The following is a 22704-nucleotide window of genomic DNA, read 5'->3' as shown; positions in this document are numbered from 1 at the left end:
TGCGCAAAAAAACCGGCCTAAGGCCGGTTCGTGGGTTGGCGCGCGGTGCGGATCAGGCACCGCGCGTTGCGCCTCGTTTCGTCTGATCAAGCCAGCGCTTTTTCGACGATCTCGCGCACGTCGCGCGATTTGGCTTCAGCGGCTACACGCTCCAGCGCCGCGCGCATCGCGTCACGCAGTGCGGGCGTGAAGCGGCGCCACAGTTCGAGATTGCGAGCGAGACGCGCCGCGACCTGTGGATTGAGTGCGTCGAGCGCGATCACCTGGTCGGCCCAGAACGCGTAGCCCGAGCCGTCGGCGGCGTGGAACTGCGCGGGGTTCGCGGCGCAGAAGCTGAAGATCAGCGAGCGGGCGCGATTCGGGTTCTTGATGTTGAACGCCGGGTGACCCATGAGCGCGCGCACCGTCTCGATGGTCGGGCGTTGCGCCGTGCCCCGTTGCGTGGCCTGCAATGCGAACCATTTGTCGATGACGAGCGGTTCCTTCTCGAAGCGCACATAGAAGTCTTCGAGCGCCTTGCGCGCGACGTCGCCGCCGCCGGCCGCCTGCACGTTCAACAGTGCGGAAAGCGCCGCCGAACGATCGGTCATGTTGTTCGCCGCGTCATATTGCGCCGTGGCGAGGCGCACCGCCTGTGCGGCATCGTCGAGTTCCGAGAGATAGGACAGCGCAAGGTTCTTCAAACCGCGGTGTCCGGCCGCCTCGGGCGTCGGCTCGTACGCGCCCGGCGTGACATTGCGCTCATAGGCCGCGAGCCACTCGCGTTGCAGTGCGGTTGCCAGTTGCTTGCGCACGAACTGGCGCGCCGCGTGCACGGCGGCCGGGTCGGATTCGGCCATCTGCTCGGCAAGATAGGTTTCCGAAGGCAGCATGAGCGCAAGCTCGCGGAACGACGGCGAGAGCGATTCGTCGGTCAGCACGCGGCGGAACGCATCGACGAGCGCGCTGTTGATTTCGAGCGGCTGGCCCGCGGCGGCGCGAGCAGCAAGCGCGAGCAGTTCGCGCGTCGCGAGGCGCTGGCCCGCTTCCCAGCGGTTGAACGCGTCGCTGTCGTGCGCGAGCAGGAAAGCGAGTTCGTCATTGCCATAGTCGTAATCGACGATGACCGGCGCCGAGAAGTTGCGCAGCAGCGAGGGCAGGGGCTTGGCCATCACATCGGCGAACGTGAAGGTCTGCTGCGTGTCGGTCAGCTCCAGCACGCGCGTCGTGCCGTGCGCGGCGGCTTCGCCTTCGAGGCGCAGCGGCAGGTCCGCGCCGTCCGGGCCGATCAGGCCGATTGCAAACGGAATGTGCAGCGGGCCCTTTTGCGTTTCGCGCGCGGCGGGCGAGCCGTTGGCGTAGCCCTGCGTGAGCGTCACGCTGTAGCAGCGCGTGCCTTCGTCGTAGCTCGTCGTCACGCTCACACGCGGCGTGCCCGCCTGGCTGTACCAGCGCTCGAACTGCGCGAGGTCGCGGCCATTGGCGTCGGCCATCGCGTGGCGGAAGTCGTCGCAGGTCACGGCCTGGCCGTCGTGGCGCTGGAAGTACAGGTCCATGCCCTTGCGGAACCCGTCGCGACCGAGCAGCGTTTGATACATCCGCACGACTTCCGAGCCTTTCTCGTAGACGGTCATCGTGTAGAAGTTGTTGATCTCGACGTAGCTCTCCGGTCGCACCGGGTGTGCCATCGGGCCCGCGTCTTCGGCGAACTGCATCTGGCGCAGCACGCGCACGTCCTCGATACGCTTGGTCGCGCGCGCAGCTTCGTTTTCATCGCCGCCCGACATCGCCGCCGAGAATTCCTGGTCGCGGAACACCGTGAGGCCTTCCTTCAGGCTCAGCTGGAACCAGTCGCGGCAGGTCACGCGGTTGCCGGTCCAGTTGTGAAAGTACTCGTGGCCGACCACGGCTTCGATGTTTGCGAAGTCGACATCGGTGGCCGTTTCGGGATTGGCGAGCACGTACTTCGTATTGAAGATGTTGAGCCCCTTGTTCTCCATCGCGCCCATGTTGAAGTCGCTCACGGCAACGATCATGAAGCGGTCGAGGTCGAGTTCGAGCCCAAAGCGCTGCTCGTCCCAGTGGATCGAGTGGACGAGCGAGTCCATCGCGTGGCGCGTCTTGTCGAGATCGTGCGGCTCGACCCACACCTGCAGCAGCTTTTCCTTGCCCGAGCCGCTCTGGATGCGTTCTTCCAGCGCCACGAGCTTGCCCGCCACGAGCGCGAACAGATAGCTCGGCTTGCGGAACGGGTCTTCCCATTTCGCATAGTGACGGCCGTCGGCCAGGTCGCCTTGCGCGATCAGGTTGCCATTCGAGAGCAATACCGGGTAGGCGAGCTTGTCGGCGCGCAGCGTGACCGTGTAGGTCGCCATCACGTCGGGGCGGTCGAGGAACCAGGTGATGCGGCGAAAGCCCTCGGCCTCGCACTGCGTGAAGAAGTTGCCGCTCGACACGTAAAGGCCCGAGAGCGTGGTGTTGGCGGCCGGGTCGCACGCGCCGGTGAGCGTGAGCTCGAACGCCTCGGGCACGTTCTCGACCGTGAGGCCGTGCTCGTGCGTGCGCACGTTCGCGTACGGTTTGCCGTCGATCGCCGCGCCGATGAATTCGAGCTGCTCGCCCATGAGTTCGAGATGCGCGGTGGGTTGCGCGTCGGGATTGCGCCGCACGCGCAACGTGCTCTTGACGACCGTGCGCTCGGGCGCGAGGTCGAATTCGAGGTCGACGGTATCGATCAGAAACGCGGGCGGTGCGTAGTCTTCGCGGCGGATCACGGTGGGCGTGGCAGTATCGGACATGGTCTGGATAGGGGCGTGTCGGATCGGTGTGGATCGATCGTGTGGATCGGATTGGCCGGCCGCGGCGGCGTGGGCGCCCGCAGGGCGCTGCCTGCCGTCGCGGGAGCACGGCGGTTCGCCCCATTGTACAAAGGCTCGGGCCGCTTTGTCCGTCAGGGCTCGGCCCGCGAACTTTCGCGCTGCGCCGCGAGTCAGTATGATCAGGCCCTGTGATCTTCCCCCTCTGAAATATCCCATTGTGAAGTTCGTGGTAAGGCTTCAGGAGAAACCTTGTCATGAAGAAGTCGCGATTCAGCGAAGAGCAGGTTATTGGGGTGCTGAAGGACGCCGATGCAGGCATGAAGGTCGCCGACTGTGTTGCAAGCACGGCAATATCAGCAGTTGGAAGAGAAAAAACAGCGACTCAAGCGGCTGGTGGCCGGCCAGGCGCTGGACATCCACGCTCTGAAGGACGTTCTCAGAAAGAAGTGAGTTCTGTTCGGAGCGCCGGACATGCGCGTTCATTGGCCTGAGGCGCCGGATGTTCCGGCGGCTGGTACGGCCTGACGCCGACCACGGTGCGCGGAAGCGGTTGCGCAAGCTAGCACAGGAGCGGTCATTGTTTGGCTTGCCCCGCCTACACGTCTTGTGGCTTCGGAAGGGGTGCGTCCAGAACCACGCGGACTGAGCGGCTCTACCGCGCAGAAGGCCTGTCGCTTCGCCTGAAGCGTCCGACTCATCTGCCTGTGATCATGCCAACCCAACGCCCAACGCCTAACGGTGCCGACGAAAGCCGGGTGATGGACTTCGCTCGGATGCGCTGGCGCGGCCGGCGTATTCGCATGTTGACCATCATTGATGCGTGGAACCGCGAATGCCCGTACATTGTGGTCGACTTCTCCTTGAAGGGCATTCGCGTGGCGCGCGTGCTGGTGCCACTACTGTAGCAAGGACAACTGCCGAATGTGCTTTAGGTCGACAAAAGGGCGAAGTTCTTCAGCAAGGCGCTCGACGCATGGGCACACAAACAAGGCGCCAAGCCGCAGTTTATTCGCCCGGGGAAGCCGGCAGAAAAAGCGCGCATCGAGCGCTTTAACGGCCGACTGCGCGAAGAGGGTTTGAACGAGTATGCGATCGTCAGCCTGGATGGTGCACGCAAGCGAATCGAAGCATGGCGCAAGGACTACAACTCGGTGCGCACGCACATAGTGTCTTGGGGCAACTGGCGCTGGACCAATTTCGGAAACTGCATCAACCGAAAGCAGCCGAGTCCGCTAAGTTGCGAATGGTGTCCCCAGTGGGGGAAGGTCAACTGAGAGCCACTTGATCGGGGAGGTGGATGCTGCTCTATAGCCAGAAGTAGCAATGAATTTGATGAACCTCAGTGGTGTATCTGAATTGGTGGCGTAGCATTATCAGACCCCAAATTTCACAGAGGCGATAATGCCTTCTAATAGCCTGACAACGAGTCAAGTGAACGTTGATGGAACGGACGTGAGTTTCCTGCAGGCAGGCGCAGGTACCGTGACCCGGACAATGCAAGACAAGGTACGTGAGCGTATCTCATTTGCCGATTTCGGCTGCGACGCGACTGGCTCTACGGATGTGACGAGTTCTGTGCAGGCTGCCTTGAATTATGCGGAAAGTGCTAGGTGCGTGATTGAATGTCAGGGTTGGGAGCGCTATCTCATATCGAGTACAGTTTACGTTCGAGTCCCGGCAATTCTGCGAATGAATGGCGCGCGTTTCGTGAGTTCTGATGGATTCAAAGCCGATGCGTTTAACTATAACAATGACCCTTGCTATCCCTGCGCGGTTATCTGCGCCGACGCTTCACAGGTATCGGATATCGGTTGGCAGTGGAGTATTGCGGTTGAAGGCCCTTATGGTGGCCGGAAGGCTAGCAAGCCGCCAAACATACCGATGAACCAGTACACGGTGCTGGATGGGGTATTGATAACCGGTGATTTCGGTCAAGTCAGTGAGATGGATGTTCGCGTTTGGTCGGAGGGATTCCGGGATTGTGTCGTTGTCGGCGGTGCTCATGTTTATCTAAACAAGTTGGAGAAGCCCCACGTTGGCAAGGCGTGGCGTCGGGGCTGGCGTTTCACGCGCACGACCGATACGGGCGAGAATTTCTCGATATACGGCGGTGTGACTGCCAACTGCGTTAATTCAGCAGGTACGGCCGTCGCCTTGTATGAAGACGGAACGACAAACGGCGATTACAACATTCACGGTCATTCGCTGGATTACTGCGATTCTCTTGGGTATCTTCAGAGTGGCCGATGGGCTTTCTATGGTTGCCACTTTGAAAACAACAACAACAATCCGCACTTCAGAATATTCAAGTCAGCCCAGATGCCATCAACACGCCTTGAAATTTATGGCGGTAGTTTTGGGAGTGGCAACGGGGGGGCATCAGGAAACTATATACCGACTGAAAATGTGAGTGGAAGGCCGTATTTCATTGGTCTTAACGGGGGAGTGTCGCTCTACTTCGTTGGCCTTATCGCAGCCTATAACCGCTATAACACTTCGATAGCAGTAGTGGAAAGCGGAGTTCCGCAAAATGTCTCCGTTCGTGGTGATGCAGATACTGGCTCCAATCAACAGCCGGGACTCGCCAACCCATATGCTGGAAATAGTTTGCTTTATAACGGTAGCTTTGAAAGCGGTACACTAGACGGCTGGACGCTTAACGGCTCGACGGGTAACAGTGTAGCGATTTCGACTATTGGTGCACATAGTGGCACTAGCTGTCTGACGCTCTCGTTGACCAATGGCAATTCCGGATGTTCGGCCAGCCAGGATGTGGCTGCACGCGCTGGTGAGGCGATTCTTGTTGCCGGATGGGTGAATGTTGCTGCAGTAGTTCAGGCGGGACAGACTGGGTATGCGTCGATTCGAGTCCAGTTGATTACACAAGCAGGTTTGATCGTCGGAGATTTGAATCTGGGTACCTATAGCGCTTCCACCGGCGGGTATGCGCAGATTGGGGGGCGCGTAATCGTGCCCACTGGCGTTGCGACCCTTCGCCTCTCGTGCTATGCGACGCATATGGTGGGCACAGTTTCTTTTGACGATTTGTTTGCATGTCCCATTTAGAGCTTCTCCATAGGCAATTGGTATCTCTTCAAAGTGAGAGAGAATGCTATGGTGTGCTTCTCGCCTGAATGAGTAACTTGCGGCCTTGCTTGGACGGGCGCGGGCCGCTCTTTCTAATTCGCTCGTTGGTTAGTCGGACGCGGCGCATACAATGGCAAGACCGCCCGGCAGACACGGCTTTGACAACAGAGTGGACCGGCCAGCCCTTCTTTACGGCATGACCTCCCGACGGGGGGCAACATCATGCCGGATTTTTCCAGTTTCAAACGGAGCGGCTTTCTGGGCCAAGGTCGTTCTGTATAAGAATACTGTATGTCTGTGACTCTCGAATTGTTAAATTGGCGACGAAGCATGATCGCTGCGCTCTAGATACGTATTCCGAATGGTGTCGTAAGTTCTTGATTTGTATGGCGGTGAAGTCCCACTTCTGGCCGCAGATTATTGGACAGAAAATGAATGCATCTCCCTGACCCTAAAGGGAAACGTATACAGGTCGTTGAATTTGTATCGGAGAGAGCGGCCCCCACGACTGCACCTTTCCAACTGAATGAAGACGAGAAGACCATGATGCACGACCGATGGACCCGCCGCGCCCTACTGATGCTGGCGGCGCTCGCACTCACGCTCTCCGGCTGCACGACTTACGTGACGAGCCAGGTGACCGCTTTCTCCGCATGGGACGGCGGCAGCGACGCCACGCGCACCTTTGCGTTCACACGCAGCGCCGAGCAGAGCCAGAGCATCGAGCAGAGCACCTACGAGCAGTTCGTCGCCAACGGGCTCGCGACGCATGCGTTCCGCCTCGTGGCCGAACCGCAGGCGCACTACCTCGTGGGGCTCGCTTACGGCAGCCGCACCGACACGGTGACGGTTGCGCAGCCCGTGTTCTACAACCCCTGGCCGGGCCCGTACTGGGGCCCCTGGAACCCGTGGGGCGCGTGGGGACCGTATCAGCCCGCCTACGTGAACCAGACCTATCCGGTGTATTCGCATGCGCTCGGCATTCGCATCACCGAAAGGGCGAGCGGCAAGGAGGTCTACAACGTGACTGCGCGCACTTCCGGCGACGATCCGTCGCTCGTGCGCGTGATGCCCTTTCTCGTGCAGAGCGCGCTGGGGAATTTCCCTCTAGCTAACGGCACCGTGACGGAGGTCAAGATTCCGCTAGGCAAGGGCGGCGGTGCACCGAACGAGACCAGTGCGGCCTCGCCTGCAGCGGCGCAGGGTGCCGCAGCCGCACCCGCCAAATAGGCACGTCAGAACCCCACGCCCAGAATCGCGAGCACGCCGAGCACGACGAACAGCACCGCCGCAATCGCATGCACGAGCTTCGTCGGCAGCTTGTGGGCGAAGCGGTCGCCGAGCAGGATTGCAGGCACGTTCGCGATCATCATGCCGAGCGTCGTGCCGGCCACCACGCCGAAGAAGTCGTGAAAGCGCGCGGCGAGCGCGACGGTGGCGATCTGCGTCTTGTCGCCCATCTCGGCGAGAAAGAAGGTCACGACCGTCGCGCCGAATACGCCAAGCTGCGAGCGGTTCACGCTCGCTTCGCCTTCTTCGAGCTTGTCCGGCACGAGAATCCACAGCCCCATGGCGACAAACGAGGCGGCGAGCGCCCAGCGCATCACACCGGGCGTGACGAGCGCGCCGAGCCACGTGCCGAGCGCGCCCGCGCCCGAGTGGTTGACGAGCGTGGCGACGAGCACGCCGAGAATGATCGGCACGGGTTTGCGGTAGCGCGCCGCGAGCACGAGCGAGAGCAGCTGTGTCTTGTCGCCAATTTCGGCGAGCGCGACGGCTCCGGTGGAAACCAGAAAAGCTTGGTTCACGTTGTGGTGGATCCTCGGGCCGTGGTGTGTGCGAGCGACGACCCACGCACCGCCGGGCCCTGTTGCGGCGGTCATGGGTCATCGGTCTCGCCAGGCCCGGGATAAAGGCTGCGTCCGCCATGGCCGCGCAGGCCAAGTCTGTTGACGGACGCCCCCGCGAATTCGCGCGCGGCAAGCGCGGGGTCTTGAGACCGGCGCTGCGGCACTGTGGCGCGATTCGGAGGCGGCTACTCCCCAATGAGGCGCGGATTATACCATGCAGGTTTTCCCTGCAACCCGCGCCGGGCGGGGCTTTCAGCGGTGCGCGCCGTCGCGGCTGTGCACGCGTTTGCCCGCCGCGTACGTCTCGAACACGGCGCGGTCGTCGCCGAGCAGGGCGAGCGCGAACAGCAATTCTTCCAGCGATTCGGCGCGCGCCGTACGCCGCGCGAGCAGCGGCGTGGACTGCGCATCGAGCACGACGAAGTCCGCTTCGCTGCCGGGCGCGAGCGTGCCGATCTTGTCGGCGAGATCGAGCGCGTGGGCCGCGCCCGCTGTCGCGAGCCAGAACATGCGCGTGGCCGTGAGATGGTGGCCGCCCATGCGCGCGACCTTGTGCGCCTCGTTCATGGTTTGCAGCATCGAGAACGAGGTGCCGCCGCCCACGTCGGTGGCGAGCGTCACGGGCATCGACGATGCGCCCGCCTTGTCGAAGTCGAACAGTCCGCTGCCGAGGAACAGGTTCGAGGTCGGGCAGTGCGCGGCAACCGTGCCGGTGTCCGCCATGCGGCGGCGGTCTTCGTCGTCGAGCCAGATGCAGTGGCCGTACACCGCGCGCTTGCGCAGGAGTCCGTAGTGATCGTACACATCGAGGTAGCTGCGATGACCCGGGAACAGTTCCTTGACCCACTTCACCTCATCCGGGTTTTCAGCCACATGGCTCTGGATGAAGATGTCGCCGTGCGCCTTCGCGAGCGCGCCGCACGCTTCGAGCTGCGCTTCGGTCGAGGTGGGCGCAAAGCGCGGCGTGAGCGCGTACATCTGGCGCCCGCGGTTGTGCCAGCGCTCGATCAGCTCGGCGCTGTCGTCGTAGCCCGTTTGCGGCGTATCGCGCAGGAACTCGGGGCAATGGCGGTCCATCAGCACCTTGCCCGCGACCATGCGCAGGTTCTTCGCTTCGCTCGCGGTGAAGAGCGCATCGGCGGACTGCTTGTGCACGGTGCAATACACGAGCGCCGTGGTCGTGCCGCAGGCGAGCAGTTCATCGACGAAAAAGCGCGCCGTGTCCTGCGCCACCGCTTCGTTTTCGAAGCCGCGCTCGGTCGGGAACGTGTAGGTGTCCAGCCACGGCAGGAGGCCCGGCGCGGGCGACGCGATCATGTCCGTCTGCGGATAGTGGATGTGCGTGTCGATGAAGCCCGGCACGATCAGCTTGTCGCGCAGGTCATGGACTGTTGCGCCTTCGCTCACGCGCGACGTGAGCGCGGACCACGCGCCCGAGGCGAGCACGTGGCCGTCTTCGACGATCACGACGCCGTCTTCGTTGAAGACCGCGGCGTCGGACGATTGCGCGGGATCGCCGGTGAACGTCAACAGTTTTGCGCGGTAAGCCGATTGAGTCATGGGAACTTCGTCTCCGATAAATTCAGGTATTCGTCCAATGCATGCCCCGCATGTCGCGCGCCGCTCCTGAAAACGAGGCGCGAGAGGGCCCACGGTCCGGCGCTCGCGCGCTGGACCGGATTCGTGTGACAGCCCGGGCTGGGGCTTGCTGTGCGGACGAGTCCGCGTTTTTGTTCGCGCGTTAGTGCACGCTTTAAGCCGTTGTGCGCTTCCAGTTCGCGTCGAGCTTCGCGATCAGCGCGGCGCGCTCTTCGGGCGTCACGAACGAAGCCTCGAAGCCGTTGCGCAGGATCGTGTACACCTCGTCGTCGTCGAGCTTGAGCGCTTCGATGATGGCGCGGTAGTTCTCGTTGACGTAGCCGCCGAAGTAGGCGGGATCGTCGGAATTGACGGTCACCGCAACGCCTTTGTCGAGCAATTGCTTGAGCGTGTGCTGCGTCATGTCGTCGAACACGCACAGTTTGGTGTTCGAAAGCGGGCACACGGTCAGGGCCACGCGTGTGTCGGCCAGACGCGTGACGAGCGCAGGATCTTCAATGCTGCGCACGCCGTGATCGACGCGATCGACCTTGAGCAGATCGAGCGCTTCGTAGATGTACGAGGGCGGGCCTTCCTCGCCCGCGTGCGCGACGAGCTTCAGGCCCATCGCGCGTGCTTTCTCGAACACGCGCTCGAACTTCGAGGGCGGGTGGCCGCGCTCGGACGAGTCGAGGCCCACGCCGATCAGGCGCGCATGGCGCGCGAAAAGCGGCTGCGCGGCGTCGAAGGTGGCGAGCGCATCGGCTTCGCTCAGGTGGCGCAGGAAGCACAGGATCAGCTTGCTCGTGAGGCCGCGCTTTTCGGCGTCGGCGAGCGCGCGGTCGATGCCCGCGACCACGGTTTCGATCGGCACGCCGCGTTCGGTATGCGTTTGCGGGTCGAAGAATATTTCGGTGTGCACGACATTGTCGGCGAGCGCGCGCTCGCAGTACGCCATCGTCATGTCGTAGAAGTCCTGCTCCGTGAGCAGTACGCTCGCGCCTGCGTAGTAGATGTCGAGAAACGACTGCAGGTCGGTGAACGCATAGGCGGCGCGCAGCGCGTCGATCGAGTCGTACGCGAGCTTCACGTTGTTGCGCTGTGCGAGCGCGAAGATCAGCTCGGGTTCGAGCGAGCCTTCGATATGGATGTGCAGCTCCGCCTTCGGCGCGTTGGCGGCCTTTTCGACGAGTGCCGTTGCGCTCGCGGCGGTGTTGGCGGCGGGGTTGGCCGGGATCGTGATCGTCATGTTCGTTTCGATTCGCTTATGGGTTCTTCAGTGTTTGACATCACGCGGAATGGGTGGCGGGAACATGCGCCGCGCTCGCCAGCTTCGCTGCCTCGATGGCCTGCAGCAGTTGCGCGGCGGCCGAGACGGCGATGACTTCAGGCGACTTGTCGACGATACCGTCCACGCCGAGCGGGCAGTTCATGCGCGCGATCTGCATGGGGTCGATGCCGCGTGCGGCGAGCCGGTGCTCGAACTGCTTGCGCTTCGTGTGCGAGCCGATCATGCCGAAGAACACGAAGTCGCCGCGGCGCAGGATGCGCTCGGCGAGATCGAGGTCGCGCGAATGATCGTGCGTCATCACGATGAAACTGGTGCCGGGTGGGGCGGTGTCGACGGCTTCGTCGGGCGCGTCGTTGGCGTCGATCGCGACGTTGGGCGCGCCCAGCAGCGCGAATGCCTCGGGCGTCGGAAACGCGGCGTCGCGCTCGTCGACCCACAGCACGCGGCAGGGCAGCGTGCCGAGCACGCGCACGAGCGCCGCGCCCACATGGCCCGCGCCGAACAGCACGACGGGAAAGTCGTTCGGCGCGATCGTCTCGGTGAGGAGCAGCGTGCCGCCCGTTTCCCAAAGCAGGCAGTCGGGCGCTTCCACGCCCGCTTCCGGCTCGGAGAGCATGGCCGGATCGGCTGCGGTGCCTTCGCCCTCGGGGCTCCCGTTCCGCGAGGAGCGGAATGATACGCTACGCACGGTCGACGCGCCTGCCGCGAGGCGGCGCGCGAGCGTGGCGAGCCAGCCGAGGTCGGCCACGTCGAGGCGCTCGAACGCGAGCACCACGGCGCCGCCGCAGCACTGGCCGAGGCTCGGCCCGAGCGCGAGGCGCTCGAGGCGCCGCGCGTGCGGCGTGCGCATGCCGTCGCGCAGCACCTGGCGCGCGATTTCAATGGCCTTCCATTCGAGGTGGCCGCCGCCAATGGTGTGGCGGGCCGCTTCGCGCGTGACGATCATCTTCGTGCCGGCCTCGCGCGGCGCCGATCCCTCGACGCGCGCAACGGTGACCAGCACGGCGGCGTCGCCGTGCGCGAGCAGTTGCTGCAGATCGGAAAGCCAGGCTTGCATCTGGCGGTTCTCCCTACGGGGCGGCACGTTGTAGCCTGTACCGCCGGTTAATCTTCGTGGCCTTGTTTCGACCGCGCCTCACGATTGGAGCGTGTGAAGCGCCGCGGGTTCGCTCGCTCGCAGCGCGTCCAGCGCATCGAGAATCGCTTCGGGCGTCGCGGGCGCGCGCAGCGGGGCAGCCTCGCGCGCCTCGGGCACCGCCGCGCCCACGGCGTCGCGAATCGCGAGAAAGACCGAGAACGGCAAAAGCAGGGGCGGCTCGCCCACGGCCTTCGAGCGGAACACGGTAGGCTCCACATTGTCGTTGCCGCCGCTGCGATACAGCTTCACGATGAACGCCTCCGGCGTGTCGCTCACCGCCGGGATCTTGTACGTGGACGGCGCGTGCGTCATGAGCCGCCCGTCGCGGTTCCACCAAAGCTCCTCGGTCGTGAGCCAGCCCATGCCCTGGATGAAGCCGCCTTCCACCTGGCCGAGATCGATGGCCGGATTGATCGACTGGCCTGCGTCGTGCAGCACGTCGGCGCGCACGAGCTTCCATTCGCCGGTGAGCGTATCGACGACCACTTCCGAGACCGCCGCGCCATAGGCGAAGTAGTAGAACGGATGGCCGGTGAGCGTGCGCGCGTCCCAATGCACTTTGGGCGTGGCGTAGAAGCCATCGGACCACAATTGCACGCGCTTCATATACGCGAGTTCGACGAATTCTGCAAAAGCGATCGCCTGGCCGTTTGCCCGCACGAGGCCCCCTTCGAACGCGACATTTTCGGGCGCGCCGCCGTATTGTGCCGCCGCGAACGCCGCGAGGCGCGCGCGGATCGTGAGCGCAGCGTCCTCGGCGGCCTTGCCGTTGAGGTCGCTGCCCGTGGACGCCGCCGTGGCCGACGTATTGGCCACTTTCGACGTATCGGCGGCGCTCACGCGCACGCGTGCGAGCGGCAAACCGAGCGTGCCCGCCACGACCTGCGCGACCTTGGTGTTGAGCCCCTGGCCCATTTCGGTGCCGCCGTGGTTCACGAGCACGGAGCCGTCGCGGTACACATGCACGAGCGCACCCGCCTGGTTCAGATGCGGCACGTTGAACGAGATGCCGAACTTGACCGGCGTGAGCGCCATGCCGCGCTTGAGCACGGGGCTCGTGCGGTTATACGCGTCGATGGCCGCGCGTCGTTCGCGATAGCGGCTCGACGCGAGCAGATCGTCGGTGAGCGGCGCGAGCACGTTGTCCTCCACGCGCTGGCCGTATGGCGTGACGTCGCGCTCGCCAATGCTGTAGTAGTTCGCGCGCCGCACATCGAGCGGATCGCGGCCAAGCGTCCGCGCGATTTCGTCGAGCATGACCTCCATCACGAGCGCACCCTGCGGGCCACCGAAGCCGCGAAACGCGGTGTTCGACTGCGTGTTCGTCTTGCAGCAGAGCGCGACGATTTCGACGTCCGGAAGATAGTAGGCGTTGTCGAAGTGACAAACCGCGCGCGTGGCGACCGCGCCAGAAAGATCGGCGGAATAGCCCGCGCGCAGCGCGATCTCCACGCGCGCGCCGAGGAGCCGTCCTTCGTCGTCGTAGCCCGCTTCGTAGGTGTAGAGCGCGTCGTGGCGCTTGCCGGTGATCATGAAGTCATCGTCGCGATCCGCGCGCAGCTTCACGGGGCGCTGCAGCTTGTGCGCCGCGAGCGCGGCGACGCAAGCGAACAACGCCGACTGCGATTCCTTGCCGCCGAAGCCGCCGCCCATGCGCCGGCATTCGCAGCTCACACGGTGCGCGGGCCAGCCTAGCAGATGCGCGACGACTTGCTGCATCTCGCTCGGGTGCTGCGTCGAGCTATAGACGAGCATGCCCGTTTGCTCTTGCGGCAGCGCGTAGGCCACCTGGCCTTCGAGATAGAACTGTTCCTGGCCGCCCACGGTGAACGTTCCCGCGAGGCGATGCGGCGCCGCGGCGAGCGCTGTATCGGGCGCGCCGCGCACCAGGCGCAGCGGCGGCAGCACATAGTGCTGGCGCTTGCGTGCTTCTTCGATGCTGAGAACGGGTTCCAGCGGCTCGTAGCGAACGACGTCTTCGCTTGCCGCAAGCGCCGCGGCGCGGCGCGCGAGTTCGTGGCTCGTGGCGATCACCGCGAACACGGGCTGCCCGAGGTACTGCACGACGTCGCTTGCGAGCACCGGGTCATCGTGCACGACGGGACCGCAGTCGTTTTCGCCGGGGATGTCGGCGGCCGTCAGCACCGCAAGCACGCCCGGCGACGAGCGCACGCGCTCCAAATCGAGCGCGACGATGCGCGCGTGCGCATGGCGCGCGAGGCCGAGCGCCGCGTGCACGGTGCCGTGCAATTCGGGGATGTCGTCGGTGTAGCGCGCCTCGCCGCTCACATGGGCGTCCGCCGACTCGTGCGGCAGCGGCGCGCCGAGCGCGTGTTCGTGTGCGTGCTCATCGCGTTGTTCCTGGCGCATGACGAGCGGTTCGGCTTGATCGTTCATGGCGTGACTCCGGCGGTTGCGCTGTCCTGATCATCCCGGCCATCGTCGTCGCCTTCGGCGAAGGCGAACGCGTTGACGTCACACAGCGCGAGCGGCGCATCGTCGCGCGTTTCGAGCCAGCAGCGCCACAGCAGGTTACGTGCGACCTTTAGACGATACGTGCCGCTCGCGCGCATGTCCGTGAGCGGCCGATAGTCGGTGGCGAGCGCTTCCATCGCGCGCTGAACGCTGGTTTCGTCCCAGCGTGCGCCGCTAAGCTGCGCCTCGGCGAGCGCGGCGCGCTGCGGGATCGCGGCCATGCCGCCGTAGGCGATGCGCGCGCTCGCGAGTGTGCCGTCCTCACGCACGTCGAGTGCAAACGCGGCGCACACCGCTGAAATATCCTGGTCGTAGCGCTTCGAGACCTTGTAGGTGCGAAAGCGCAGAGTCGGCGCGGGGCGCGGCACGCGGATCGCTTCGACGAATTCGCCCGCTTCGAGCGTGTTCTTCTGATAGCCCGTGTAGAACGCCGCGAGCGGCAGCGTGCGCACGCGCGCCGCGCGGCGCAGCACGAGCGTGGCGTCGAGCGCGAGCAGCGCGGGCATCGAGTCGCCGATCGGCGAGCCGTTCGCGACGTTGCCGCCCAGCGTTCCCGCGTTGCGAATGGGCAGCGAGGCGAAACGCGCCCACAGTTCCGCGAGTTCCGGGTAGTCGATGGCGAGCGCCGCGTAGGCTTCTTCGAGCGGGACGGCCGCGCCGATCGTGAGCGTCTGGGCGTCGCGCGAAACGATCTTCATTTCCGCGACGTTGCCGGTGTAGATGAGGTCGCCCAGATCGCGGAACTGCTTCGTGACCCACAGGCCGACATCGGTGCTGCCCGCCAGTACGCGCGCGTCAGGATGCGCGGCACGCAGCGCCGCGAAGGCTTCGAGCGTGCGCGGCGCGTAGAAGGTGCTTTCGCCGTGCGCGGCGCCCCGCACGTCGGGGCCGTGATATTCGAACGTGCCGGTGCGCTGCAGGGCCCGCAACTGGGCTTCGACGCGAGTGCGATCGAGCGCCACGCGCGGGTGACAGGTTTCGTCGAACATGCGCAGCGCCGCTTCGATGATCGGCCGGTAGCCGGTGCAGCGGCACAGATTGCCCGAAAGCGCTTCGTTGATCTCTTCGCGAGTCGGCAGGCCTGCGCCGGCGGGCTGATTCTCGTAGAGCGCCCACAGGGACATAACAAAGCCCGGTGTGCAGAAACCGCACTGCGAGCCGTGGCAATCGACCATTGCCTGCTGAACCGGGTGCAGCGCGCCATTGGGCTGGCGCAGATCTTCGACGGCGTAGAGCGCGCGGCCGTCGAGGGTAGGCAGGAACTGGATGCAGGCGTTGACGGCCTTGAGCACGAGACGGCCTTCGCCGTCGAGTTCGCCCATGACGACGGTACAGGCGCCGCAGTCGCCCTCCGCGCAGCCTTCCTTGGTGCCGCAGGCGCGCAGATCCTCTCGCAGATGCTGAAGCACCGTGCGCGTGGGAGGCAGGCCGCGCACTTCGTGCACGGCGCCTCGGTGGAGGAAGCGGATGGTTTGCGTTGTCATGGTGAACCCGGGGACATTGCGGATCAGGCGCGCGTTACGAGAGGGGCGCGCCAACACCGGCCTCGCGCACGTAGATCGCCATCCAGTTCCGAAGATAGCACCGCTCGCCGCAGGAAAGTATTTCCCCCGCTAGATGGGGGTTATGTGACTTGGGTCATGAAGCCGTCACAGCGCGAATGGCGGTGCGCAGCCGTTGCATGCGGCGAACGCGCCTGGATGGCCGGGGAGATGCGGGAGTCGTGCGTGATTCGATGTTGCTGCGCAAAGCTAGCGCTCGAATCGCGCTGGCGGGGCGCGCCGCCCGATGGTTGGGCGGCGGATGAGGCGCGGGAGTTTGGGCGGGCGCGGGCGCGCCGTGCCCAATAGCCGGTTAGCGGCGGATGCCGGGCCACGACACCTGGCGGCGCCGGTTGCGCCACAGACTCAAGGTCACCGCCAAAAACGCGACGATGAACGCGAGCAGCGCCCACATCGGCATGGTCAGGCCAAGCGTCGCCGGATAGGTGGTTTCGCAAAGGCCTTGCACCTTGAACACGCCGGGTAGCCAGTGCGCGAACGGCAGGCTGTCGACAATGGGCTGCAGCGTGTCGAAACCGCAGCTGTAGCTCGGGAACGCCTGCACCCACACGAGCTTCGCGGCCGCGACCGCGCCGCCTGCCGCCGAGAGCGCCACGAGCGCTTCGAGCACGCGCACGCCGCGCCAGCTCGTCATGCGCGCGCCGAGAAAGGCGAAGACCGCGATGAGGACCAGGAAATAGCGCCCCAGGATACACAGCGGGCAGGGGTCCTGATGCTCGACATACTGGAAGTACAGGGCGCCGGCGAGGAGCGCGAGGCAGATCAGGCCAAGGAGGACCAGCAGGCCGCGCTCGCGGCGCAACAGCGCGTTATCGTCGTTCATGAGGCTCGTTTATTGGCTCGTTCGTTCGGGTTGTCTGGCGCAGCGACCTGGCGGTTTCCGGCGGCTGCGACGGCGTGACGGGATTCTAGCGCGAAGGTCGCGCGCGGCGCGGACGTGTCCTTGCTCGCGCGCAGCGGTTGTTTTGAGCGACTGGCGCTCAGGTCAGCGCAGCGGTGCGAGCACCGCCTCGACGCCGCGGCCAATGGCGAGCAGCGCGTCGTCGTTGTCGGGCGCGGCGGCAAGCATCAGCCCGACGGGCGCCGCGCCATAGTGATGGCATGGCAGCGACAGCGCGCACGCATCGAGGAAGTTGAACGCGCTCGGATTGCGCAGCACGAGCGCGTTGGTGCGCGCGAAGACATCGTCGTCGGCGGTGAGCGGCGCGACGGGCGGCGGCGCGATCGGCACGGTCGGCGCGATCACGACGTCAAAGCGCGACCAGAGCGTGGCTTGGGCCTCCTCCATGACCGCCGCGCGCGCGGCGATCAGATCCAGATAGTCGGCAGCCGTAGCGTGTTCGCCCTTCAGGATGCGCACGAGCACGCGCGGGTCGTATTGATCGCGATGCTTCGCAATCAGCTCGCGATGCCACGCATACGCCTCCATCGGCGAGAAGCCGATGCGGTTGATTTCGCCGAAGCGCTCGAAAGCGGCAAAGCGGACTTCGCTCACGATCGCGCCGGCCGCATCCAGATGCTTGAGCGCCGTATCGATCGTCTCCGCGACTTCGGGGTCCACGCCGTCGGTGACATAGTTGGTGAGCACGCCAAGGCGCACGCCTTCGAGGTGGCGCGCGGCCGGCACACGCGGCGCGAGCCCGGCGAGCACGCGGTCCACGAGTGCGCAGCATGCCACCGTGTTGCCGATCGGGCCGAACGAGTCGAGCGTGGGGGAGAGCGGTACGCCGCCCGTTTTCGGAATGCGCCTCGCGGTGGGTTTGAAGCCCGTGAGGCCGCAGAACGCGGCGGGAATGCGGAGGGAGCCGCCGGTGTCGGTGCCGAGCGCGGCGGCGGCCATGCCGTCCGCGACCGAGGCCGCCGCGCCCGAGGACGAGCCGCCCGCCACGCGCGCATCGCCCGCCACACCGCGATGCCAGGGCGAAAGCGGCGTGCCGTAGTGCGGATTCAGGCCGAGCCCCGAGAACGCGAACTCGCTCATGTTGGTCCGGCCGACCAGCACCGCGCCCGCATGGCGCAGCCGCGCGACAGCGGCGGCGTCCTCCTTGGCAGGCGCCGCATTCGCGAGCGCCGTGGAGCCCGCGCGCGTGACTTCGCCCGCCACGTCGAACAGGTCCTTCACCGAGACGGGGATGCCCGCAAGCGGCGACAGCACCGTGCCGGCCGCGCGCAGGCGGTCGAGTGCGTCGGCGGCGGCGCGCACGCGCTCGGCATCGACATGCGTGAAGACAGTTGCGCCCTGGCCGGCCGGGTCGGCGATGCGCTCGAGCGCGGCTTCGGCGAGCGCGCGGCTCGTTGTGCGGCCTGCGGCGAGATCGGCGCCGAGCTGGGCAAGGGGAGGGAACGGCGAAAAGGCGGTGGATGCGGATGTCATGGCGGCAGAAGATTCGGTCGATGCGCTGCGGCGCGGGCGGGCATTGCCTGCGAGGGTCGCATCATTGTAGGTCGGCTTTTTTCCTTGCGTGCGATTTGGCTCACGCCGTGCATCGGGTAACATGCGGAAATTCGATAGCAATTTGTAAGGAAAGACCTTCATGCATCAGGGAATCGGCTTCATTCAGGATCTGGCAGTCGTGATGGCGCTCGCGGGCGTTGTCACCGTGCTGTTTCATCGCCTGAAGCAGCCGGTCGTGCTCGGCTATATCGCGGCGGGCGTGATCATCGGGCCGTACACGCCGCCGTTCCAGCTCATCCACGACGAGCAGACCATCCAGACGCTCGGCGAGCTCGGCGTGGTGTTCCTGATGTTCTCGCTCGGGCTCGAGTTCAGCCTGCGCAAGCTTTTCCAGGTGGGCGCGACCGCCATCGTCGCGGCGCTTTCGGAAATCGTCCTGATGCTGTGGATCGGCTATGAGATCGGCCGTGCGTTCGGCTGGGCCACAATGGATTCGCTGTTCCTCGGCGCGATTCTCGCCATTTCCTCGACGACCATCATTGTCAAAGCGCTCTCCGATCTCGGCGTGAAGCGCGAGCCGTTCGCGCAGCTCGTGTTCGGCATCCTGATCGTCGAGGACATCCTCGGCATTGCCATGCTCGTGCTGCTGGGCGGCATTGCGCAGACGGGCGAACTCTCGCCGGGCATTGCGCTCATCACGCTCGGCAAGCTGCTGCTCTTCATGCTGGTCTCGCTGCTCGCGGGCATTCTGATCGTGCCGCGCGTGCTCGGCTACATCGCGCGCGTGGGCAACGACGAGATGCTGCTCGTTTCGGTGCTGGGCTTTTGCTTTGGCTTTTGCCTGCTCGTCGTGAAGCTCGATTATTCGATCGCGCTCGGCGCCTTCCTGATCGGCGCGGTCATGGCCGAGTCGCGGCATCTGCATCGCATCGAGCATCTCGTTGCGCCGCTGCGCGACGCGTTCTCCGCGATCTTCTTCGTGACGATCGGGCTCATGCTCAACCCGCTCGTGCTGGTCGACTACGCGTGGCCGATCGCCGTGATCTCGATTGCCGTGGTGCTCGGCAAGCTCGTGTCGTGCGGCCTCGGCACCTTCCTCGCGGGCCGCGACGGACGCACCGCCATGCGCGTGGGCATGACCGTCTCGCAGATCGGCGAGTTCTCGTTCATCATCGCCTCGCTCGGTCTCACGCTAAAGGTGACGAGCGGCTTCCTCTATCCGATCGCGGTGACCGTCTCGGCCATCACGACACTCACCACGCCTTACCTCATCCGCATTGCGGACCCGCTCTCGCAGCGCCTCGCGCGCGCCATGCCGCCAGCCGTCTCGAATGTGTTCGGCATGTACAGCCAGTGGCTGCGCTGCCTGATGCCGCGCTCGGACGGGCCCACGATCTTTTCGCTCACCAGGCGTATCGTCGTGCAGATTGCCGTGAATCTCGCGCTCGTCTCGGCGATTTTCATCGGCGTTTCCTATGGCGCGCGTTACGCGGCGCCGTTGCTGGCGCAGTGGATCGGCGACGAGCGCATCCAGCGCGTCGTGCTCTGGAGCGCCGCGCTCGTGCTCGCGATGCCGTTTCTCGTCGCGGTATGGCGCAAGACGCAGTCGCTCGCGCTCCTGCTCGCCGAAGTGAGCGTACAGCCGGAGAAGGCGGGGCGCTTCACGCGCGCGATCCGTCATGTCATTGCGGAACTGGTGCCCGTGGTGTCGATGTTCGGCGTGTTCCTGCTCGTGGCGGCGCTTTCGGGGACGATCCTGCCGCCTACGGGTTTCCTCATCGGCGTGCTGGTGTGCGCCGCGGCGCTCACCATGCTGCTGTGGCGCTGGTGCGTGAAGATCCATGCCTCGATGCAGATTGCGTTGCGCGAGACCTTCGACGAACGGCCGGATGCCTGACCTCGCCATTGCGAGCAAAGGCTTCGCAAGTGGCGCGCCTCGCACGCCGGTTTGAGCCGGTTCATGTGTGACGGGATGTGAGCAATTGTGCACGGGGGTGGCGGCGATGTGCCGCGCGACGGATAATCGAACCTTGTTCATTCGTTCGCGCGCCGCGCGCCTGACCCCACGTCATGAGCGATAACAAATCAGACCATCCCGAGGTCCCTGACGGCGCAAGCCGTCCTGCCGATGCCGGTCCTGCCGGCGCCTCCTCGTCCTCTCCTTCCGCCGGCTCTCCTGGCGCTTCTGCTGGTTCTCCCTCTGCATCGACCGCCGCTTCACCTTCAGCTTCGCCCACTGGGGAAGCCGCGCAACGCGCTTCGACCGATGCGCCCGAAAGCGCTTCGGCCGTCACGCCCGGCGAGTCGCCGAAGCAGGCGCCGGCCGGCACCACGCCGAGTATCCCGATCGAGGAAACTGCCGAGGCCGGCAAGTCCGCGCCCGCGCCGGCCCCGCATACCGAGCCGGCAAGCGCTGACGAGGCGGCAACGTCTGCTGCGCCGCAACGTCCTGGTGCTGCGCCTGCGGGCTTCGGCCAGGCGCCCGACTTCTCGGCGCATCACCCGCCGCCGCCCGGCGCGATTCCGCCGGAACCGCCGCGCTATTTGCGCGCGAGCGATTCGGCTTGGGCGATCTTCGGGCGCATCGTCGCCGCGCGTGCGCGGCAACTGTTCGATCGCGCCGGTCAGCGCATTACGCAGCGCACGCTGCGCATTGGCGTCTCGGCGCGGATCTTCCACCCGGAGCCGGGCGCACAAGGGCTGCGCGGCAAGACGCTGCAATACCTCGAGGAATCGATCGCACACTGGGTGATGTCCCGGGGCGTCATCGTGTTCATGATCCCGACGGTCGGACACGAGGGCATGCTGCATCCGAGCAATATCCGCTTGCGCGATTACGCGAAGCATCTCGACGGTCTGCTGCTCCAGGGCGGCGCTGATGTCTCGCCGCAGACGTATGCGGAGATCTCGCCACGCCCCGAATGGCCGGGCGACCGCGTGCGCGACATGTACGAGCTCGAACTGCTGCATGAATTCGTCGAGTCGGGCAAGCCGGTGCTGGGCGTGTGCCGTGGCTGCCAGCTCATCAACGTGGCGTTTGGCGGCACGCTTTATCAGGACATCGCGTCGGATGTGCCGACGGCCGGCGTGCACGTGAGCGAGCATTACGACCAGCATCGCCACGCGGTCACATTCCCGGAGGGTTCGACGTTCGCGTCCATGTTCCCCGGGCGCCGCGAAGCCATCGTCAACTCGATTCACCATCAAGCCGTGAAGAACCTCGGACGCGACCTGACCGTCGAGGCTGTTTCGGCGGGCGACGGGCTCATCGAGGCGGTGCGTTACCGGCGCTCGCCGTTCGTCGTGGGTGTGCAGTGGCACCCCGAATTCCATCGCGCGGGCGGCGCCGAACTGCTCGATTGCACGCCGCTGCTCGACACCTTCTTGCGAGCCGCGCGCGAAACGCGCTTTTGATTGCAAACCACGGGCGAAACGCAACGCGTCAAAGCAACCCGCAGCAACCCCGCTCAGGCCGCGCGCAACTTGCGCGCGGCCTTTTTATTTCGCTCATCTGCTTCGGCGTCCTACGCGCCTTGCATCCTTTCTGTTCTTGATCGGCGTGCTTCCTACGTAAGATTCGTCCTAATCTTCCGATTCCACTGCTTATCCAAAATTAAACGTCGTTTTTGAGATTTCCCGGCGGCGATAATGAAGGGTTACTGAGAATCCTGAATGGAATAGGCAGGTATGAAGCACTCAATCACGTTGCGTCGTGTGATGCTCAGCGCCGCAGCGCTCATGCTGCTCCAGCAGGGCACGACAGCATGGGCCGGCATGCCGGCCGACGCGGCGAATGCGGCGAACGCCGCCGACATGTCTGGCGCAGCCGCAGAGCGTGTGCCGCTGGCGGGTAGCCGCCCCTCGCTTGGCAGTTTGACGCCGCAGCCAGCCGGTGCGTTGCCGCCGTCGAGCGGTATGGCCAACGCGGGCGAGCAGGCCAGCGCCGGCGCCGTGCAAGGCGACGTTGCCACGCTTATGCAACTGATTCACGACGCCCAGCTCGTTGAACTGCGTACGACCTATAACGCGAGCTATGGCGCGAGTCTCTTCTTCTATCCACCGGAGATGACGTACTACGTCGTACTGTTTCAGGACAAGCACTTCTGGCGCGTGATCCGTTCGCAGGACGAAGCACGTTCAGAGGCGATCTATGCAGACTTCGTGCGCCAGACCGAGCAGCTTTCCCAGGTAGAAATACGCCGTACGGAGCTCGAGGCGCAAAAGACGTTCATCGAGCGCGTGATCGCGATGTCCGAAGAACGCGCGCGCCGTCTGCAGGCCGATCTTGCCATCGCGCGCACGCAGCAGGCGCGAGTCGACGACTACCAGCGCCAGGCGCAGGGCGACGCAGCCGCGCTCAATGCACAGAAGGCACAGGCACAGGCGCAATTGCGCGAATTGCAGAGGCAAGTGGACGCACTGCAGCGCGCAACGGAGGCAGGACTGCCCGGGGCGCGGCGCTGAGCGTTGCGGGGCGGCTTTTCGCCCTACTGGCGGAGCCCCTTTCCTGCAAACAAAAAAAAAGCCCGG

Annotated in this window: 15 protein-coding genes, 1 pseudogene and 1 riboswitch; of the genes and pseudogenes, 7 read left to right on the top strand and 9 right to left on the bottom strand. The window is 64.9% G+C overall.

Annotated features, from left to right (window positions below):
* Positions 1–86: 86 nt before the first annotated feature.
* Entirely contained in the window at positions 87–2777 is a 2691-nt protein-coding gene (gene pepN, locus U5A65_RS19820; protein WP_321947068.1) for an aminopeptidase N, read from the bottom strand.
* Positions 2778–3052: 275 nt separating this feature from the next.
* Between pepN and U5A65_RS19815 the strand changes: the two genes are divergently transcribed.
* From U5A65_RS19815 to U5A65_RS19805, 4 genes and pseudogenes are all read left to right on the top strand, one after another.
* Positions 3053–3289 carry a hypothetical protein gene (locus U5A65_RS19815; RefSeq protein WP_321947067.1) on the top strand — a complete coding sequence of 79 codons (237 nt, stop codon included), beginning with the start codon at positions 3053–3055 and terminating at the stop codon, positions 3287–3289.
* A gap of 510 nt (positions 3290–3799) precedes the next feature.
* A pseudogene (locus tag U5A65_RS40965) lies at positions 3800–4072 on the top strand (integrase core domain-containing protein); the annotation flags it as partial.
* A gap of 178 nt (positions 4073–4250) precedes the next feature.
* Positions 4251–5864: a hypothetical protein gene (locus U5A65_RS19810; RefSeq protein WP_321947065.1), complete on the top strand. Its 1614-nt coding sequence runs from the start codon at positions 4251–4253 to the stop codon at positions 5862–5864.
* Between the two features lie 564 nt (positions 5865–6428).
* The gene (locus U5A65_RS19805) at positions 6429–7115 is read left to right on the top strand and encodes a DUF4136 domain-containing protein (protein WP_321935147.1); all 687 of its coding nucleotides are present in this window, start codon (positions 6429–6431) and stop codon (positions 7113–7115) included.
* Between the two features lie 5 nt (positions 7116–7120).
* Here U5A65_RS19805 and U5A65_RS19800 read toward each other — a convergent pair whose 3' ends face one another.
* The 8 genes from U5A65_RS19800 to U5A65_RS19765 all read right to left on the bottom strand — a co-directional run bounded on the left by U5A65_RS19800 (position 7121) and on the right by U5A65_RS19765 (position 18153).
* Positions 7121–7693 carry a TMEM165/GDT1 family protein gene (locus U5A65_RS19800; protein WP_321935148.1) on the bottom strand — a complete coding sequence of 191 codons (573 nt, stop codon included), beginning with the start codon at positions 7691–7693 and terminating at the stop codon, positions 7121–7123.
* Positions 7694–7785: 92 nt separating this feature from the next.
* Positions 7786–7941: riboswitch (yybP-ykoY riboswitch) on the bottom strand.
* A 46-nt stretch (positions 7942–7987) separates the two neighbouring features.
* Positions 7988–9295: a guanine deaminase gene (guaD, locus tag U5A65_RS19795; protein WP_321913870.1), complete on the bottom strand. Its 1308-nt coding sequence runs from the start codon at positions 9293–9295 to the stop codon at positions 7988–7990.
* Positions 9296–9488: 193 nt separating this feature from the next.
* On the bottom strand, positions 9489–10562 hold the full coding sequence (locus U5A65_RS19790; RefSeq protein ID WP_321913869.1) for an adenosine deaminase: 1074 nt from the start codon (positions 10560–10562) through the stop codon (positions 9489–9491).
* Positions 10563–10602: 40 nt separating this feature from the next.
* Entirely contained in the window at positions 10603–11661 is a 1059-nt protein-coding gene (gene xdhC, locus U5A65_RS19785) for a xanthine dehydrogenase accessory protein XdhC (protein ID WP_321913868.1), read from the bottom strand.
* Positions 11662–11739: 78 nt separating this feature from the next.
* Entirely contained in the window at positions 11740–14112 is a 2373-nt protein-coding gene (xdhB, locus tag U5A65_RS19780) for a xanthine dehydrogenase molybdopterin binding subunit (protein ID WP_321947307.1), read from the bottom strand.
* Positions 14113–14135: 23 nt separating this feature from the next.
* Positions 14136–15701, bottom strand: a complete 1566-nt coding sequence (gene xdhA, locus U5A65_RS19775; protein WP_321947063.1) for a xanthine dehydrogenase small subunit — start codon at positions 15699–15701, stop codon at positions 14136–14138.
* 370 nt (positions 15702–16071) lie between these two features.
* Complete coding sequence (locus U5A65_RS19770) at positions 16072–16602, bottom strand: disulfide bond formation protein B (RefSeq protein ID WP_321913866.1); 531 nt, start codon at positions 16600–16602, stop codon at positions 16072–16074.
* A gap of 162 nt (positions 16603–16764) precedes the next feature.
* Complete coding sequence (locus U5A65_RS19765) at positions 16765–18153, bottom strand: amidase (protein WP_321935152.1); 1389 nt, start codon at positions 18151–18153, stop codon at positions 16765–16767.
* Between the two features lie 160 nt (positions 18154–18313).
* Between U5A65_RS19765 and U5A65_RS19760 the strand changes: the two genes are divergently transcribed.
* The 3 genes from U5A65_RS19760 (at position 18314) to U5A65_RS19750 (ending at position 22638) form a co-directional block, all read left to right on the top strand.
* Positions 18314–20071, top strand: coding sequence for a cation:proton antiporter (locus U5A65_RS19760; RefSeq protein ID WP_321913864.1), 1758 nt, complete (start codon positions 18314–18316; stop codon positions 20069–20071).
* Between the two features lie 173 nt (positions 20072–20244).
* Positions 20245–21588 (top strand): gamma-glutamyl-gamma-aminobutyrate hydrolase family protein, encoded by a 1344-nt coding sequence (locus U5A65_RS19755; RefSeq protein ID WP_321935153.1) that lies wholly within the window; start codon positions 20245–20247, stop codon positions 21586–21588.
* Between the two features lie 273 nt (positions 21589–21861).
* Positions 21862–22638: a DUF2968 domain-containing protein gene (locus U5A65_RS19750; protein ID WP_321947061.1), complete on the top strand. Its 777-nt coding sequence runs from the start codon at positions 21862–21864 to the stop codon at positions 22636–22638.
* Positions 22639–22704: the final 66 nt, after the last annotated feature.

Source organism: Paraburkholderia sp. J10-1 (assembly GCF_905220165.1).
In the GTDB taxonomy this organism is placed as follows: Bacteria; Pseudomonadota; Gammaproteobacteria; order Burkholderiales; family Burkholderiaceae; genus Paraburkholderia.
This window is presented reverse-complemented; position numbering and strand designations above follow the sequence as displayed.